General features: G+C 64.6%; 21 protein-coding genes. 19 read left to right on the top strand and 2 right to left on the bottom strand.

Going from position 1 to position 16859, the window contains the following annotated elements; all coding sequences use genetic code 11:
* Positions 1 to 80: 80 nt before the first annotated feature.
* Together ACL58G_RS05360 and ACL58G_RS05365 are read right to left on the bottom strand one after the other, a co-directional pair.
* Entirely contained in the window at positions 81 to 1097 is a 1017-nt protein-coding gene (locus ACL58G_RS05360) for a CapA family protein (RefSeq protein ID WP_440965589.1), read from the bottom strand.
* Entirely contained in the window at positions 1087 to 1731 is a 645-nt protein-coding gene (locus ACL58G_RS05365) for a dienelactone hydrolase family protein (RefSeq protein WP_440965591.1), read from the bottom strand. The genes ACL58G_RS05360 and ACL58G_RS05365 overlap by 11 nt, the downstream gene beginning before the upstream one ends.
* A gap of 367 nt (positions 1732 to 2098) precedes the next feature.
* On the opposite strand from ACL58G_RS05365, the gene ACL58G_RS05370 reads away from it, so the two are divergent.
* From ACL58G_RS05370 to hisI, 19 genes are all read left to right on the top strand, one after another.
* The gene (locus ACL58G_RS05370; protein WP_413337560.1) at positions 2099 to 2902 is read left to right on the top strand and encodes an ABC transporter ATP-binding protein; all 804 of its coding nucleotides are present in this window, start codon (positions 2099 to 2101) and stop codon (positions 2900 to 2902) included.
* The gene (gene mlaE / locus ACL58G_RS05375) at positions 2899 to 3678 is read left to right on the top strand and encodes a lipid asymmetry maintenance ABC transporter permease subunit MlaE (protein WP_440965593.1); all 780 of its coding nucleotides are present in this window, start codon (positions 2899 to 2901) and stop codon (positions 3676 to 3678) included. The genes ACL58G_RS05370 and mlaE overlap by 4 nt, the downstream gene beginning before the upstream one ends.
* 22 nt (positions 3679 to 3700) lie before the next feature.
* A complete protein-coding gene (mlaD, locus tag ACL58G_RS05380) occupies positions 3701 to 4174 on the top strand; it encodes an outer membrane lipid asymmetry maintenance protein MlaD (RefSeq protein ID WP_440965595.1) in 474 nt (157 codons plus the stop codon).
* Entirely contained in the window at positions 4171 to 5034 is an 864-nt protein-coding gene (locus tag ACL58G_RS05385) for an MlaA family lipoprotein (RefSeq protein WP_440965597.1), read from the top strand. Before mlaD ends, ACL58G_RS05385 begins: the two co-directional genes overlap by 4 nt.
* 77 nt (positions 5035 to 5111) lie before the next feature.
* Positions 5112 to 5765, top strand: a complete 654-nt coding sequence (locus ACL58G_RS05390) for an MlaC/ttg2D family ABC transporter substrate-binding protein (protein ID WP_413381095.1) — start codon at positions 5112 to 5114, stop codon at positions 5763 to 5765.
* A gap of 2 nt (positions 5766 to 5767) precedes the next feature.
* On the top strand, positions 5768 to 6043 hold the full coding sequence (locus tag ACL58G_RS05395; RefSeq protein ID WP_371760708.1) for an STAS domain-containing protein: 276 nt from the start codon (positions 5768 to 5770) through the stop codon (positions 6041 to 6043).
* Between the two features lie 167 nt (positions 6044 to 6210).
* Positions 6211 to 7128 carry an ABC transporter ATP-binding protein gene (locus tag ACL58G_RS05400; protein ID WP_413381097.1) on the top strand — a complete coding sequence of 306 codons (918 nt, stop codon included), beginning with the start codon at positions 6211 to 6213 and terminating at the stop codon, positions 7126 to 7128.
* The gene (locus ACL58G_RS05405) at positions 7125 to 7892 is read left to right on the top strand and encodes an ABC transporter permease (protein ID WP_413381099.1); all 768 of its coding nucleotides are present in this window, start codon (positions 7125 to 7127) and stop codon (positions 7890 to 7892) included. The genes ACL58G_RS05400 and ACL58G_RS05405 overlap by 4 nt, the downstream gene beginning before the upstream one ends.
* Before the next feature lie 6 nt (positions 7893 to 7898).
* Positions 7899 to 8135 (top strand): BolA family protein, encoded by a 237-nt coding sequence (locus ACL58G_RS05410; RefSeq protein WP_105380128.1) that lies wholly within the window; start codon positions 7899 to 7901, stop codon positions 8133 to 8135.
* A 14-nt stretch (positions 8136 to 8149) separates the two neighbouring features.
* On the top strand, positions 8150 to 9400 hold the full coding sequence (gene murA, locus ACL58G_RS05415; protein WP_413381102.1) for a UDP-N-acetylglucosamine 1-carboxyvinyltransferase: 1251 nt from the start codon (positions 8150 to 8152) through the stop codon (positions 9398 to 9400).
* A 141-nt stretch (positions 9401 to 9541) separates the two neighbouring features.
* The gene (gene hisG / locus ACL58G_RS05420) at positions 9542 to 10216 is read left to right on the top strand and encodes an ATP phosphoribosyltransferase (protein WP_413337553.1); all 675 of its coding nucleotides are present in this window, start codon (positions 9542 to 9544) and stop codon (positions 10214 to 10216) included.
* A 5-nt stretch (positions 10217 to 10221) separates the two neighbouring features.
* A complete protein-coding gene (gene hisD / locus ACL58G_RS05425; RefSeq protein WP_413381106.1) occupies positions 10222 to 11547 on the top strand; it encodes a histidinol dehydrogenase in 1326 nt (441 codons plus the stop codon).
* Positions 11544 to 12368: a DNA-methyltransferase gene (locus tag ACL58G_RS05430; RefSeq protein WP_440965602.1), complete on the top strand. Its 825-nt coding sequence runs from the start codon at positions 11544 to 11546 to the stop codon at positions 12366 to 12368. Before hisD ends, ACL58G_RS05430 begins: the two co-directional genes overlap by 4 nt.
* Complete coding sequence (gene hisC, locus ACL58G_RS05435; protein WP_440965604.1) at positions 12365 to 13459, top strand: histidinol-phosphate transaminase; 1095 nt, start codon at positions 12365 to 12367, stop codon at positions 13457 to 13459. Before ACL58G_RS05430 ends, hisC begins: the two co-directional genes overlap by 4 nt.
* A gap of 20 nt (positions 13460 to 13479) precedes the next feature.
* Complete coding sequence (gene hisB / locus ACL58G_RS05440) at positions 13480 to 14070, top strand: imidazoleglycerol-phosphate dehydratase HisB (protein ID WP_036233394.1); 591 nt, start codon at positions 13480 to 13482, stop codon at positions 14068 to 14070.
* A gap of 8 nt (positions 14071 to 14078) precedes the next feature.
* Positions 14079 to 14720, top strand: coding sequence for an imidazole glycerol phosphate synthase subunit HisH (gene hisH, locus ACL58G_RS05445; RefSeq protein WP_413337549.1), 642 nt, complete (start codon positions 14079 to 14081; stop codon positions 14718 to 14720).
* A 25-nt stretch (positions 14721 to 14745) separates the two neighbouring features.
* Positions 14746 to 15522 (top strand): 1-(5-phosphoribosyl)-5-[(5-phosphoribosylamino)methylideneamino]imidazole-4-carboxamide isomerase, encoded by a 777-nt coding sequence (gene hisA / locus ACL58G_RS05450; protein WP_413381112.1) that lies wholly within the window; start codon positions 14746 to 14748, stop codon positions 15520 to 15522.
* 125 nt (positions 15523 to 15647) lie between these two features.
* The gene (gene hisF, locus ACL58G_RS05455) at positions 15648 to 16409 is read left to right on the top strand and encodes an imidazole glycerol phosphate synthase subunit HisF (RefSeq protein ID WP_413337547.1); all 762 of its coding nucleotides are present in this window, start codon (positions 15648 to 15650) and stop codon (positions 16407 to 16409) included.
* An 18-nt stretch (positions 16410 to 16427) separates the two neighbouring features.
* Entirely contained in the window at positions 16428 to 16859 is a 432-nt protein-coding gene (gene hisI / locus ACL58G_RS05460) for a phosphoribosyl-AMP cyclohydrolase (RefSeq protein WP_056126210.1), read from the top strand.

The following is a 16859-nucleotide window of genomic DNA, read 5'->3' on the forward strand; positions in this document are numbered from 1 at the left end:
TTCCGGATGCGCTACTTCCAGGGATTACGCGAGCACATCGCACTCGTGCTGGGCTGGAAAAGGCAGGTCTACGAAGCGGATCACTCGTGCGGCCTGGCGGCCTCCGGCTCGATGACGAGCAGGTCGCCGTCCAGCCGCGCTGCCGTGCCGAGATCGCGGCACAGCGCCTGCATGCGCGTATAAATCCACGTGCGTTGCGTGTGGTCGGCAGGTAGCACGCGGCCGTGGCGGATGAACACCGGGTGCAGCACGATGCGGCGCAGGGCGTCCTCGCCCAGGTGCACCTCGAACAGCAGTTGATGGTCGTTGCGCAGGTCCGCGTCGACGGCGTAGTCGTCGACGAGGTCGCCAGTCGCGTACAGGATCGGCCAGCCCCGGTACAGCTCGATGCCGTGGAAGATGTGCGCGCTGTGGCCGTAGACGATCTTCCAGCCGACGTCGATCGCGGCGTGTGCGAGGCGGCGCAGGTGCGGTGCGGGCGCCGTCACCCTGTTCGGACCCCAGTGCAGCGACAACACCGGCCAGCGCACGCCGGCCGCGCGCAGGGGCGCGAGCGCGCGTGCGAAGGCGTCGGTGGCGGCCGTTTCGTCGTGCAGGCCGAGCCAGGCGATGCCGGGATGATCGTCCGTCGCGGCGAAATCGGCCTGGTGGTCGCAGAACGCCGCCATCCCGACGAGCACCTTGCCGCACGCCACGACGGCCGGAGACAGCGCCCATGCGAGATCCGGACCGGCGCCCGTGTGGCCGATGCCGTGCGCGTCGAGGATGCGCAGCGTATCGGCCAGCCCTTGCACGTCGTAGTCGAGACTGTGGTTGTTGGCGAGGCTGACCATGCGGATGCCGGCGTCGAGCAGCGCCTGGCCGGCCACCGGCGTCGCGGCAAAATAAAACGCCTTGGGGACGCCGTGCCAGCGCTCTACGCTGTCAGTAAGTGCACACTCCAGGTTCACGATGGTCGCGTCGGCCGCGCGCAGCAGCGGCGAGATCGCTTCCAGCGGCGCGTGGACGCCGTCGCGCAGCATGACGTCGCGCACGTGGCGGCCCAGCATGACGTCGCCGCCGAACACGAGGCGCAGAGGGCGCAGATCAGGGCTCATGGACGAACCAGCTCGTGAACCAGTCCGCTGCCAGCCGCGCCACCTCTTCCAGCGTGCCAGGTTCCTCGAACAAATGCGTCGCACCGGGCACGAGCGCCAGCCGTTTTACGCAGCCCAGCTCGCCATAGGCTTGCCGGTTCAGCGCGATGACGGGTTCGTCGGCACCGCCCACGATGAGGAGTGTCGGCGCCTCGACGGCGCGCAGGGCGTCGCTGCCGGCGAGATCCGGCCGCCCGCCGCGCGACACGACGGCCGCGATGGGCACCGCCGGGTCCGCCGCCAGCTGCAACGCGGCGGCCGCGCCCGTGCTGGCGCCGAACAGGCCCAGCGGCAACGGGGCCGTCGCGTCCTGCGCGCCCAGCCAGCTTGCTGCCGCGCGCAGGCGGCCCGTCAGCAGGGAGATATCGAATCGGTTATGGTATTGACGGTCTTCGTGCGGCGTGAGCAGGTCCAGCAGCAGCGTACCGATGCCGGCGTCGCGCAGCACGTGCGCCACGTGGTTGTTGCGCGGGCTCAAACGGCTGCTGCCGCTGCCGTGCGCGAACAGCACGACGCCGGAGGGAGTGTCGGGCAGCTCGAGCATGCCTTCCATCGTCGCCGCGCCGCTGTCGATGTGGACCAGGGCTTTTGTCATGATCGTTAGACCATCTGGCAGGGGCAAAGATTCGGCATCCGATTGTTAAATGGGGCGTGACCGAAAGCCCGGTATTTGCCCGTTCCCGACGTCCGGGACAGGACGCCGGATCGCGATGTAGTGGATCTTCAGGATGTCCCCGCAAAAGGGTTTCTTTCAGGCATTTGTAAAGATTGTTTACTAATGTGAAACAATGTGTTGTATGCATAAGTTATTAAAAACAAGCACTTATGTCGCAAAATATCTGACTCTTCGTTTAGTAATGTTGTAATATCACGTCGATAACATCCCCGGAATCGGGCCGTGTCCTGCAGGCCTTGCCGTTTCTGCACTACAATACGGGATTCTCCAAATACCAATATCCACTGTGTCCAACCTCGTCGAAATTCGCGATCTGCATTTTTCGTATGGCGATCGCCCGATCCTGCAGAACCTGAGCATGGACTTCCCGCGCGGCAAACTGATTGCCGTGATGGGCGGCTCCGGCTCGGGCAAGACGACGGTCCTGCGCCTGATCGGCGGCCAGATCAAGCCGCAGCGCGGCACCGTCGCCGTGAATGGCGAGGTGGTGAACCAGCTCGACACCGAAGGCCTGTACAGGTTGCGGCGCAAGATGGGCATGCTGTTCCAGTTCGGCGCGCTGTTCACCGACCTGACCGTGTTCGAGAACGTGGCCTTTCCGCTGCGCGAGCACACGGAACTGCCGGAAGAACTGATCCGCGACCTGGTGCTGATGCGCCTGAATGCCGTCGGCCTGCGCAATGCCGCGGACCTGAAGCCGAACGAGATCTCGGGCGGCATGGCGCGCCGCGTGGCGCTCGCCCGTGCCGTCGCGCTCGACCCGGCGCTGATCATGTACGACGAACCGTTCGCCGGCCTCGATCCGATCTCGATGGGCGTGACCGCCAACCTGATCCGCAACCTGAACGACGCGCTCGGCTCGACGTCCATCCTCGTCTCGCACGACGTGAACGAAACTTTCTTGATCGCTGATTACGTGTATTTCCTGTCCGCGGGCCGGATCGTCGCTTCGGGCACGCCGGACGAGATGCGCCGCTCGACCGATCCGTACGTCAAACAATTCGTGAACGCCGAGCCGGACGGCCCCGTGCCGTTCCACTATCCCGGCAAATCGCTGGCCGAGGACCTGGGCCTGGGAGGCAAGCGATGACCAATCCTCTCGCACTCATCGGGGGCTTCGTCCTCGACACTTTCGCCCGCGTCGGCTTCGTCACGCGTTCGTTCGGCGGCCTGCTCGGCAAGGCGCCGGGCGCGCTGCGCCGTCCGACCCTGATTTCGGAACAGGTCCACTTCATCGGCAATTACTCCTTGCTGATCATCACCGTGTCCGGCCTGTTCGTCGGCATGGTGCTGGGCCTGCAGGGCTATTACACGCTGAGCCAGTTCGGCGCCGAGGAAAAGCTGGGCCAGCTCGTGGCGCTGTCGCTGCTGCGCGAACTGGGGCCGGTCGTGACGGCGCTGCTGTTCGCGGGCCGCGCCGGCACGTCCCTCACGGCGGAAATCGGCCTCATGAAGGCCGGCGAGCAACTGACCGCGATGGAAATGATGGCCGTCAACCCGATCCAGCGCGTGCTGGCGCCCCGGTTCTGGGCGGGCCTGATCGCCATGCCGGTGCTGGCCGCCGTGTTCTCCGCCATCGGCGTGGTCGGCGGCTACCTCGTCGGCGTGCAGCTGATCGGCGTGGACGAGGGCGCGTTCTGGTCGCAGATGCAGGCGAACATCGACGTGCGCCGCGACATCATGAACGGCGTCATCAAGAGCTTTGTATTCGGCATGGCCGTGACGTTCACGGCCCTGTTCCAGGGCTATGAAGCGCAGCCGACGCCGGAAGGCGTGTCGCGCGCCACCACGCGCACCGTCGTGATCGCGTCGCTGATGGTGCTGGGGCTGGACTTCGTCATGACCGCCTTGATGTTCAACAAGTAATCTGAAGAGTTGGGAAAAACTTATGCATCGTAAATCCATTGACGTCTGGGTCGGCCTTTTTGTCCTGTTGGGTGCGTTATCGCTCCTTTTCCTGGCCCTCAAGGCCGGTAACATGAGCACGATTTCGTTCAGCAAGACCTATTCGATCACGGGCAAGTTCGACAACATCGGCGGCCTGAAGCCGCAGTCGGCCGTCAAGAGCGCGGGCGTGGTCGTGGGCCGCGTGGGCGACATTGCGTTCGACGATAAAAGCTTCCAGGCGATCGTCCGCCTCGATTTGAATCCTGCTTACAAGTTCCCGAAGGACAGCTCCCTGAAGATCCTGACCTCGGGCCTGCTCGGTGAGCAATACATCGGCATCGAGGCCGGTGGCGACACGAACAATCTCGTCGAAGGCGACCGCATCACCCGTACGCAATCGGCCGCAGTGCTCGAAGACTTGATTAATCAATTTATCTATAGCAAGGCAGCCGAAGGAAAGGACAGTAGCAAATGACGAACCGCAATGACTCCGCCTCGCCGCGTATCCGCACTGGCCTGGCGCTGGCACTCGGTGCAGCCGTATTGCTGAGTGGCTGTGCGACGACCGCCAACCCGAAAGACCCGTTCGAGAAGTTCAACCGGGCCATGTTCAGCTTCAACGACACGGTCGACCGCGTCGCCCTGAAGCCGGCCGCCACCGCCTACAAGAACGTCACGCCGACCTTCGTGCAAACGGGCGTGAACAATTTCTTCGGTAACTTGACCGATTTGTGGAGCTCGCTGAACAATTTTGCCCAGCTGAAAGGGCAAGACGGCTTGAACGATTTCATGCGTTTTGCCGTGAACTCCACGCTGGGTCTTGCCGGCGTGCTGGACATCGCCACCCCGGCCGGCATGCGCAAGCATAACGAGGACTTCGGCCAGACCCTCGGATATTGGGGCGTGCCGAGCGGTCCCTACTTGATGTTGCCGCTGCTGGGCCCATCTACGATCCGTGACACCGCGACCTTGCCCGCCGACTGGTGGGGCGATGCGTGGACCCACGTGAACGATGTACCGTGGCGCACCAGCGGCATCGTCCTGCGCGCGGTCGACCAGCGTGCCAGCGTGCTGGACGCGTCGAACCTGCTGGAAGACGCCGCCCTCGACCGTTACGAATTCATCCGTGACGGCTACATGCAGCGCCGCAACAGCAAGGTGCTCGACACGGACAAGGCGCAGGAACGCGCCGACAAGGTCCACGAAAAACTGGAAAAGGTCCAGGAAAAGGTCGAATTGAAGCTGGGCGTGAAACTGGGCCCGAAACCGGTGCCCGAAGATGGCGCGGAAGAGCCCGCAGCGGCGCCCGTGTCATCCGAACCGGCCAGCAAATAGTTAACGACGGTACAGCCAGGCCGTCCGCGCAGCACGCGGGACCGCTTGGCCAGACCCAACCAAATTAAAGGAAGCGTATGAAACCCATCGCAAAACTGATCGTGACCGCCGCCGCCGTGGCCATGTCCACCGCCGTTCTCGTCGCACCGGCCCGTGCCGCCGTCGAGGCACCGGATGCCCTCGTGAAACGCGTCTCCACCGACGTCATCGAGAGCGTCAAGGCCGACAAGGACATCCAGGCCGGCAACAACAAGAAAATCATGGATCTGGTCAACAGCAAGATCCTGCCGTACGTCGATTCGGACAAGATGACGGCCCAGGCCGCCGGCCGCTTCTGGCGCCAGGCGACGCCGGAGCAGCAAAAGCAGCTGGCGGCCGAGTTCCGCACGCTGCTCGTGTACACCTATGCCGGTGCGCTGTCGCAGATCAAGAACGAAACCATCGAGTTCAAGCCGTTCCGCGCCGACCCGGCCGACACGGAAGTCGAGGTGAAATCGCAGGTCAACCTGACCCGCGGCGAGCCGATCACCCTGAACTACCGCCTGGCCAAGGGCCCGCAGGGCTGGAAGATCTTCGACCTGAACGTGCTGGGCGCGTGGCTGGTCGAGACCTACAAGAGCACCTTCGCGTCGGAAATCGGCAAGAACGGCATCGACGGCCTGATCAAGAAGCTGCACGACCGCAACGAGCAGCTGGCCAACAAGCCGCTGACCAAGTCCGCGCAGAAGTAAGCATGGCGGAAGCGAATCCCATGCTCTCGCTGGAAGCCCTGACGTTCGACAACGCGCAAGCGGCGTTGGCGCAGGGCTGTGCGGCCGTGTCCGCCGGCGAAACCGAGTTCGACCTCGGCGGCGTCAAGGCCGCCGACTCCTCGGCCCTGGCCCTGATGCTGGCCTGGCAGCGCCGCGCGCAGGGACAGGGGCGCAGCCTGAAGTTCATCAATGTGCCGGCCAACGTCGATGCGTTGGCAAAGTTGTACGGCGTCGACGGGCTGCTCGGCCGGGCGTAGATGCAGGCGGCCGCTGCCGGATTGTCGTAGGGTGGGCTCGCCGAGCCCACGCGTAACGCGCGCGGCCCATCCGACGTCGTTCGATACCCTGTCCGGCTTCACGTGGCGTTTTCTTCTATAATGGCTCGTTTCACCCGCACGGTTCCGGTCCTTCGGATCCCCAACGCATGACAGCAGCCATCCAGATCGACAGCGTCGAGAAAAGCTACAAGGGCTTCAAGGCCCTCAAGGGCGTTTCACTGAACATCGAACAAGGCGAATTCTTCGGCCTCCTCGGCCCGAATGGCGCCGGCAAGACGACCCTGATTTCGACCATCGCCGGCCTCATTCGTCCGGACGTCGGCAGCGTGCGCATCCACGGCCACGACGTCGTGAAGGATTTTCGCGACGCGCGCATGAAGCTGGGCGTCGTGCCGCAGGAACTCGTGTTCGACCCGTTCTTCACCGTGCGCGAGACCCTGCGCCTGCAATCGGGCTATTTCGGCCTGAAGAACAACGATCCATGGATCGACGAGGTCATGGAAAACCTCGACCTCACGCCCAAGGCGGACGTCAACATGCGCGCGCTGTCCGGCGGCATGAAGCGCCGCGTGCTCGTCGCCCAGGCCCTCGTCCATAAACCGCCCGTGATCGTGCTCGACGAACCGACGGCCGGCGTCGACGTCGAACTGCGCCAGACGCTGTGGAAGTTCATCGCGCGCCTGAACCGCGAGGGTCATACGGTCGTCCTGACGACGCACTACCTGGAAGAAGCGCAGGCCATGTGCCAGCGCGTGGCCATGCTCAAGACGGGCAACGTCGTCGCGCTGGACACCATGTCGCAGCTGCTGCGCCGCGTGTCCGGCTCGTCGCTTGTCGTGCACCTGAAGCACGGCGGCCTGCCGGAAGGCCTGCGCCACCTCGTCGCCCATGACGAACATAACGGCGGCAACAAATACACCCTGCGCGTGAACGAGTACAGCGAAGTGGAGGGCATCCTCGCGCGCCTGCGCGAATCCGGCGCCGAGATCGACGAGATGCAGCTGCAGCAGGCCGACCTGGAAGACATTTTTATCCAGATCATGGAAGGGAGCCCGGTACGATGAACGCGTTTTCCGTGGGTTTCCGTACCCTGTTTTATAAAGAAATCCTGCGCTTCTGGAAGGTCGCGACGCAGACCATCGCCGCGCCCGTCGTCAGCGCGATGCTGTATCTGCTGATCTTCGGCCACGTGCTCGACGGTCGCGTCGAGATGCTCGACGGCGTCAGCTACACGTCGTTCCTCGTCCCCGGCCTCGTGATGATGAGCGTGCTGCAGAACGCGTTCGCGAACTCGTCGTCGTCGCTGATCCAGTCGAAAATCACGGGCAACCTCGTGTTCATCCTGCTGCCGCCGCTGTCGCACGTGGAGATCCTGTCCGCATACGTGACGGCCTCCGTCGTGCGCGGGCTGGCCGTCGGCCTGGGCGTGTTCATGATCACGGCGTGGTTCGCGCACCTGTCGTTCGTCGCGCCGCTGTGGATCATCGTGTTCGCGCTGCTGGGCGCCGGCATCCTGGGCACGCTGGGCGTCATCGCCGGCATCTGGGCGGAAAAATTCGACCAGCTGGCCGCATTCCAGAACTTTTTGATCACGCCTGCAACATTTTTGGCCGGGGTGTTCTATTCCATTAAGAAACTTCCGCCGTTCTGGCTTGCAGTCTCGCATTTCAACCCGTTCTTTTATATGATTGACGGGTTCCGCTATGGTTTCTTTGGCCAGTCCGACGTGTCGCCCTGGACCAGCCTGGCAATCGTCGCCGTCTTCTTCGTGGCCTTGGCCGCTATCGCAATCAATCTGCTTCGCCGCGGCTACAAGCTGCGTCACTGAAAAAACATGGTTACTACACCCGAACTCATCCACGGCTACATCCAAAAGGGCCTGGAATGCACCCACCTGGAAGTGGAGGGCGATGGCCAGCATTTCAGCGCCGTCATCGTCTCGCCCGCGTTCGCCGGCAAGAGCCGCATCCAGCGCCACCAGATCGTCTACGCCGCCCTGGGCGACCGCATGCGTGAGGAAATCCACGCGCTGTCGATGAAGACGCTGACCCCGGACGAATACGGTAACTGAGCCAAGGATAATCAATGGACAAGCTCCAGATCGTCGGCGGCAAGCGCCTGAACGGTGACATCCCCATCTCGGGCGCCAAGAACGCGGCGCTCCCGATCCTGTGCGCGGGCCTGCTGACGGCCGGCGACCTCGCGCTGTCGAACGTGCCGCGCCTGCACGACGTGCGCACGATGCTGCGCCTGCTCGAGCAGACCGGCCTGAAGGTCACGCAGGACGACGAGAACGTCGTGCTGAACGGCTCCGCCATCAACACCCTCGTCGCACCTTATGAACTGGTGAAGACGATGCGCGCGTCGATCCTCGTGCTGGGCCCGATGCTGGCGCGCTTCGGCGAAGCCAAGGTGTCGCTGCCGGGCGGCTGCGCGATCGGTTCGCGCCCCGTCGACCAGCACATCAAGGGCCTGCGCCAGATGGGCGCCGACATCACGATCGAGGGCGGCTACATCTACGCGAAGGCATCGCGCCTGAAGGGCGCCCGCATCCACACGGACATGATCACCGTGACGGGCACGGAGAACCTGCTGATGGCCGCCACGCTGGCCGACGGCGAGACGATCCTGGAAAACGCCGCGCGCGAACCGGAAGTGACGGACCTCGCGAACATGCTCGTGGCGATGGGCGCGAAGATCGACGGCATCGGCACCGACCGCCTCGTGGTCCAGGGCGTCGACAGCCTGCACGGCACCGAACACGGCGTCATTTCCGACCGCATCGAAGCGGCGACGTTCCTGTGCGCCGTCGCGGCGACGGGCGGCGACATCCGCATCACCCGCACCCGCACCGACATCTTCGACGTGGCCATCGACAAGCTGCGCGAGATGGGCGTCCAGCTGACCGTGGAAGGCGACAGCATCCGCGCGCGCATGGACGGCCGTCCGCAACCGGTGTCGTTCCGTACCACGGAATACCCGGGCTTCCCGACCGACATGCAGGCCCAGTTCATGGCCGTGAACACGATCGCGAACGGCTCGAGCCGCGTCACCGAAACCATCTTCGAAAACCGCTTCATGCACGTGCAGGAAATGAACCGCCTGGGCGCGCAGATCTCCACCGAGGGCAACACGGCCTTCATCAAGGGCGTCGACCGCCTCGTGGGCGCGCCCGTGATGGCGACCGACCTGCGCGCCTCGGCCTCCCTCGTGATCGCCGGCCTGGCCGCCGAGGGCACGACCCTCGTCGACCGCATCTATCACCTCGATCGCGGGTATGACCGGATGGAGGCGAAGTTGTCGGCGGTGGGCGCGGATATCGTCCGTATTAAATAAAACAACGTCGTCCCCGCGAAAGCGGGAACCCATACTGAGGCTCCGACAGCCGATTCGTCGAATCCTCGTTGACCTAACTCGGAAGCTCAGCATGGATTCCCGCGTGCGCGGGAATGACGGGTCTAAAACGAACGCAGTCACATGAACGACACTACTCGGGACAGCTCGCAGCTGATCCTCGCCCTCTCGAAGGGCCGCATCTTCGAAGACACGCTGCCGCTGCTGTCCGCGGCCGGCATCGAGGTGCTGGAAAATCCGGAAACCTCGCGCAAGCTGATCCTCGCCACCAACGATCCCGGCATCCGCGTGCTGATCGTGCGCGCCAGCGACGTGCCGACCTATGTCCAGCATGGCGCCGCCGACTTCGGCGTGGCCGGCAAGGACGTGCTGCTCGAGCACGGCGGCGAAGGACTGTACCAGCCGATCGACCTGCGCATCGCCTGCTGCCGCATGTCCGTGGCCGCCAACGCCGGCTTCGACTACGACAACGCCGTGCGCCAGGGCGCGCGCCTGCGCGTGGCCACCAAGTTCGTGCACACGGCGCGCGAGCACTTCGCCAAGAAGGGCGTGCATGTCGACCTCATCAAACTGTATGGCTCGATGGAGCTGGCGCCGCTGGTCGGCCTGTCCGACGCCATCGTCGACGTCGTGTCGACGGGCGGCACGCTGCGCGCCAACAATCTCGTTGAAGTCGAAAAGATCATGGAGATCTCGTCGCGCCTCGTCGTCAACCAGGCCGCGCTGAAACTGAAGCGCGAGCGCCTGCAACCGATCATCGACGCGTTCGACCGCGCGTCCAAGCAGCAGCAATGCTAACGACCATGTCCATCACGATCCGCAAACTCGATTCCACCGCCGCCGATTTCCAGCAGACTCTCAGCAACCTGCTCGCGTTCGAAGCGGAGACCGACGACGCCATCGAAACCGCCGTGGCGAAGATCCTCGCCGACGTGAAGGCGCGCGGCGACGCCGCCGTGCTGGAATACACGAACAGGTTCGATCGCATCCCGAATGGCGGCGCCACGAGCATGGCTGCCCTCGATATCGGCCAGTCCGAATTGGATGAAGCCCTGGCGTCGCTGCCGGAATCGCAACGTGCGGCACTGCGCACGGCCGCGGAGCGCATCCGCGTGTTCCACGAGCGCCAGAAGCAGGAACTGAACGGTTTTACGTACACCGAGCCTGACGGCACGGTGCTGGGCCAGCGCGTCACGCCGCTGGACCGCGTGGGCATCTACGTCCCGGGTGGCAAGGCCGCGTATCCGTCGTCCGTGCTGATGAACGCGATCCCTGCCAGGGTCGCGGGCGTGAAGGAAATCGTGATGGTCGTGCCGACGCCGGACGGCGTCAAGAACCGCATGGTACTCGCGGCCGCCGCCATCGCCGGCGTGACGCGCGTGATCACGATCGGCGGCGCCCAGGCCGTCGGCGCACTGGCTTACGGCACGGCGACCATTCCGCCGGTGGATAAAATCGTCGGCCCGGGCAATGCGTACGTCGCCGCCGCCAAGCGCCGCGTGTTCGGCACGGTGGGCATCGACATGATCGCGGGCCCGTCGGAAATCCTCGTGCTGTGCGACGGCACGACGGACCCGGACTGGGTCGCGATGGACCTGTTCTCGCAGGCCGAGCACGACGAGCTGGCGCAGGCGATCCTGCTGTGCCCCGACGCCGGCTACATCGCGCAAGTCGAAGCGAGCATTCATAAACTGCTGCCGACGATGCCGCGCAAGGACACCATCGCCACGTCGATGACGGACCGCGGCGCGCTGATCAAGGTGCGCGACATGGATGAAGCGTGCGCGATCGCGAACGCCATCGCGGCCGAGCACCTGGAGATCTCCGCCGAGGAGCCGCAGCAGTGGGCCGATAAAATCCGTCACGCCGGCGCGATGTTCCTGGGCCGCTTCTCGTCCGAATCGCTGGGCGATTATTGCTGCGGCCCGAACCACGTGCTGCCGACGTCGCGCACGGCGCGCTTCTCGTCGCCGCTGGGCGTGTACGATTTCCAGAAGCGCTCGTCGATCCTGTTCGTGTCGCAGGCCGGCGCGCAAACATTGGGCCGTGTCGCGGCCGAACTCGCGTACGGCGAGGGCCTGCAGGCGCATGCGCGCAGCGCAGAGCTCAGGATCCAATCGGAATCATGACGGCCTGGCTCGATCAGGTCTTCTGCGAGGATGCGCTGGCCGGCATGGCGCGCATCCCCGACGGCAGCATCGACCTGATCCTGACGGACCCGCCTTATAATCTCGGCAAGGATTACGGCAACGGCTCGGACCAGCAGAGCGTGGAGGATTACCTCGCGTGGACCGAGCGCTGGATCGATTGTGCGCTGCCGAAGCTGAAAGACAACGGCAGCCTGTACATCTTTCTCACGTGGCGCTTCGCGCCCGAGATCTTCGTCATGCTCAAGCGGCGCATGACGATGATGAACGAGATCATCTGGGACCGCCGCGTCCCCTCGATGGGGGGCAGCACCAGGAGCTTCAGCTCGGTGCACGACACCATCGGCTTCTTCGTGAAGCGCAAGGATTATTATTTCGACTTGGACTCCGTGCGTATCCCGTACGACGCCGAGACGAAGAAGGCGCGATCGCGCTCGATCTTCGTGGGCGCCAAGTGGCTGGAAGTGGGTTACAACCCGAAGGACCTGTGGAGCGTGTCGCGCCTGCATCGCGAACATGCGGAACGGGTCGACCATCCGACCCAGAAACCGCTCGAGATCATCGAGCGCATGGTCAAGGCGTCGTGCCCGCCGGGCGGCGTCGTGCTCGACCCGTTCATGGGCAGCGGCACGACGGCACTGGCCGCCAAACGCCTCGGCCGGCATTTCACCGGTTTCGAGCTGAACCCCGCCTACTGCGCGACCATCGCGGAACGCTTGTCCGCTCCCGCGCAGCCGGCCACCAGGAAACAACGCAAGGGCGTCCGTGTGGACGCCACCACCGAAGGAGTGAACCAGGAATGACCAGCATCGACAAGCTCATCGCCAACACGATCCGCGAGGACGTCCGTGCCGGCCATATCTACAACGTGCCGGATTCGAGCGGCTACATCAAGCTCGACGCGATGGAAAACCCGTACCAGCTGCCGGATGCGCTGCGCGGGGAACTGGCCCAGCGCCTGGCGGACGCCGTCCTGAACCGCTATCCGCTGGCGTCGTACAGCACGCTGAAGGAAAAGATCCGTACCAACCTCGGCGTGCCGGCCGGCTTCGACGTCATCCTCGGCAACGGCTCGGACGAGATCATCTCCATCCTGTGCACCGCCTGCTCGCGGCAGGACAAACGCGCGGTCGTGCTGGCACCGAGCCCGGCGTTCGTCATGTTCCAGCGCTCCGCCCAGTTCGCGGGCATGGATTACGTCGGCGTGCCGTTGAAGGCCGACTTCTCGCTGGACCGCGCCGCCATGCTGGCCGCGATCGCCGAGCACAAGCCGAGCCTCGTGTTCCTGGCTTACCCGAACAACCCGACCGGCAACCTGTACGATGAAGCCGACATGGTCGCGATCATCGACGCGCTGGGCGAGAACGGCATCGTCGTGGCCGACGAGGCGTATCACCCGTTCGCCCGCACGAGCTTCATGGACAAGCTGCCGCAGTATCCGAACCTGGTCGTGATGCGCACGCTGTCGAAGCTGGGCCTGGCCGGCATCCGCCTGGGCTACCTCGCTGCCGCACCGGCGCTGCTGGAACAGTTCGACAAGGTGCGGCCGCCGTACAATGTCAACGTATTGACGCAGGTGGCGGCCGAATTCGCGCTCGACCACGTCGAAGTGCTGGACGAGCAGGCCGCCCGTTTGAACGAGGCGCGCACGGAACTGGCCGCCGCCATGGCCGCGCTGCCGGGCGTGACCGTGTTCCCGTCGAGTGCCAATTTCATCACCTTGCGCGTACCCGACGCTGAAAAGACCTGCGCTAAACTGTTCGCAGAACGGGTGTTGATTAAAAATTTGAGTAGAATGCATGAATTGCTGGCCAATTGCATCCGTGTGACGGTCAGCACCCCGGAAGAAAACTCCGTATTCCTGAATGCCCTGAAGGCTTCGCTGCAAGCCTGAACACCGCCGAGCACCTTGCAATGACCCGCACCGCAGAAATCACGCGCAACACCAGCGAGACGCAGATCCGCGTCGCGCTCAACCTGGACGGCACCGGCCGCCAGAAACTCAATACCGGGGTGCCGTTCCTCGACCACATGCTGGACCAGATCGCGCGCCACGGCCTGATCGACCTCGAAGTCGAGGCCGTCGGCGACCTGCACATCGACGACCACCACACCGTCGAGGACACGGGCATCACGCTGGGCATGGCGGTCGCCAAGGCCATCGGCGACAAGAAAGGCATCCGCCGCTACGGCCATGCGTACGTCCCGCTGGACGAAGCGCTGTCGCGCGTCGTGATCGACTTTTCCGGCCGCCCGGGCCTGGAATGGCACGTGCCGTTCACCCGCGCGACCATCGGCCGCTTCGACGTCGATCTCACCATCGAGTTCTTCCGCGGCTTCGTCAACCATGCGGGCGTGACGCTGCACGTGGATAACCTGCGCGGCGTGAACGCGCACCACCAGTGCGAGACCGTCTTCAAAGCGTTCGGCCGCGCGCTGCGCATGGCGTCCGAGCTGGATGCGCGCGCCGCGGGCACGATCCCGTCCACCAAGGGCAGCCTGTAAAGAGAATCATGAACAAGATTGTTGTTGTCGACTACGGCATGGGCAACCTGCGTTCGGTTGCGCAGGCCCTGCGCGCCGTCGCGCCCGAAGCCGACGTCCAGATTTCCGGCGACGCGGCCGCCATCGACGCGGCCGATCGCATCGTCCTGCCCGGCCAGGGCGCCATGCGCGACTGCATGCGCAGCCTGCGTGAATCGGGCGTCGAGGACGCCCTGCTGCGCGCGGCGAAAACCCGTCCGATGATGGGCGTGTGCGTGGGCGAGCAGATGCTGTTCGATTCGAGCGACGAGAACGGCGGCGTGCCCGGCCTGGGCCTGTTGCCGGGCAAGGTCGTGCGCTTCGAACTCGACGGCAAGCTGCAGGCCGACGGCTCGCGCTTCAAGGTGCCGCAGATGGGCTGGAACCGCGTGCACCAGAAGCGTGCCCACCCGCTGTGGGACGGCGTCGCCCCGGACAGCTATTTTTATTTCGTGCACAGCTATTACGCGCAGCCCGCCGAGGCGCAGGACGCCATCGGCGAGACCGACTACGGCGGACAATTCTGCTGCGCGGTCGCGCGCGACAACATCGTCGCCACCCAGTTCCACCCCGAGAAAAGCGCGGCCGCCGGCCTGCGCCTGTATCGCAATTTCGTCCACTGGAATCCCTGAGTTACCTAATCAACCGACTACGACCATGCTGCTGATCCCCGCCATCGACCTGAAAGACGGTCACTGCGTTCGCCTGAAACAGGGCGACATGGAACTCGCCACCGTGTTCTCCGAAGATCCCGCCGAGATGGCGCTGCACTGGCTCAAGAAGGGTGCGCGCCGTCTGCACCTGGTCGACCTGAACGGTGCGTTCGCGGGCAAACCGAAGAACGAAGAGGCGATCAAATCGATCCTGCAAGTCGTGCAGGAGTACGCCGAAGACAACGACCTGGACGAGATCCCGGTCCAGCTGGGTGGCGGCATCCGCGACCTGGACACCATCGAGCGCTACCTGGACGACGGCATCACCTACATCATCGTGGGCACCGCGGCCGTCAAGAACCCGGGCTTCCTGCACGACGCCTGCGGCGCCTTCCCGGGCAGCATCATCGTCGGCCTGGATGCCAAGGACGGCAAGGTCGCGACCGACGGCTGGAGCAAGATGTCCGGCCACGAAGTCATCGACCTGGCCCAGAAATTCGAAGGCTACGGCGTGGAATCGATCATCTACACCGACATCGGCCGCGACGGCATGATGGGCGGCGTGAACATCGAAGCGACCGTGCGCCTGGCGCAGGCCGTCAGGATCCCGATCATCGCTTCGGGCGGCCTGCACAACCTGGCCGACGTGGAAGCCCTGTGCGCCGTGCAGGACGAGGGCATCGAAGGCGTGATCTGCGGCCGCTCGATCTACGAAGGCACGCTCGACCTGGCCAGCGCGCAGGAACGCGCGGATGAACTCACCGAGGGCGCGCAGGCGTAATCAAGGCCGCCGCCCTCAAAACCGTCGCCCCTGCGAAGGCAGGGGCCCAATTTGCACGCGCAAACGCTACGCATGCAGAACTTGGGTCCCCGCCTTCGCGGGGACGACGCTAACCTAGTAATCTTATGCTCGCAAAACGCATCATCCCCTGCCTGGACGTCACCGGCGGCCGCGTGGTCAAGGGCGTCAACTTCACCGAACTGCGCGATGCCGGCGACCCCGTCGAGATCGCACGCCGCTACAACGAGCAGGGTGCCGACGAGATCACCTTCCTCGACATCACCGCCTCGAGCGACGGCCGCGACCTGATCCTGCCGATCATCGAAGCCGTGGCGTCGACCGTGTTCATTCCGCTGACCGTGGGCGGCGGCGTGCGCAAGGTCGAGGACGTGCGCCGCCTGCTGAACGCCGGCGCGGACAAGGTGTCGATGAACACCTCGGCCGTCACCAACCCGCAACTCGTGTACGACGCGTCGCAGAAACACGGCGCGCAGTGCATCGTCGTCGCCATCGACGCCAAGCAGGTCGCGCCCGGCAAGTGGGAAGTCTTTACCCACGGCGGCCGCAACGCGACCGGCATCGATGCCATCGAATGGGCCCGCAAGATGGAAAGCCTGGGCGCCGGCGAACTGCTGCTGACCAGCATGGACCGCGACGGCACCAAGTCCGGCTTCGACCTGGGCCTGACGCGCGCCGTGTCGGACGCCGTCGGCATTCCCGTGATCGCCTCGGGCGGCGTGGGCGGCCTGAAGGATCTCGCCGATGGCGTGCAGGAAGGGCATGCCGACGCCGTGCTGGCCGCGAGCATCTTCCACTACGGGCAGCACACGGTCGGCGAAGCCAAGCGCTTCATGGCGGACCGCGGCATCCCGATGCGCCTCGACTGATTGATGGAACCGACGACCATGGTGACCCCGCCCACCCCCCCGACGATCCCGGCCCAGCCCTGGCTCAAGAAAGTCCAATGGGACGAGCACGGCCTCGTGCCGGTGATCGCCCAGGAAGCCGCCACCGGCGACATCCTGATGTTCGCCTGGATGAACCGCGAAGCCCTGGCCAAGACCGTGGAGCTTGGCGAGGCCGTGTACTGGAGCCGCTCGCGCAAGAAGCTGTGGCACAAGGGCGAAGAGTCCGGCCACGTGCAGAAAGTACTGGAAATCCGCCTCGACTGCGACGAAGACGTGGTGCTGCTGAAGGTCGAGCAGGCCGGCGGCATCGCCTGCCACACCGGCCGCCATTCCTGCTTCTTCCAGAAGTTCGAGGACGGCGACTGGAACAGCGTCGAGCCCGTGCTGCAGGACCCGGATACCATCTACACCAACCAGAAGAAGAAATAG

The sequence above is a fragment of the Massilia sp. GER05 genome (assembly GCF_052056005.1).
Classification (GTDB): domain Bacteria; phylum Pseudomonadota; class Gammaproteobacteria; order Burkholderiales; family Burkholderiaceae_D; genus Telluria; species Telluria orientalis.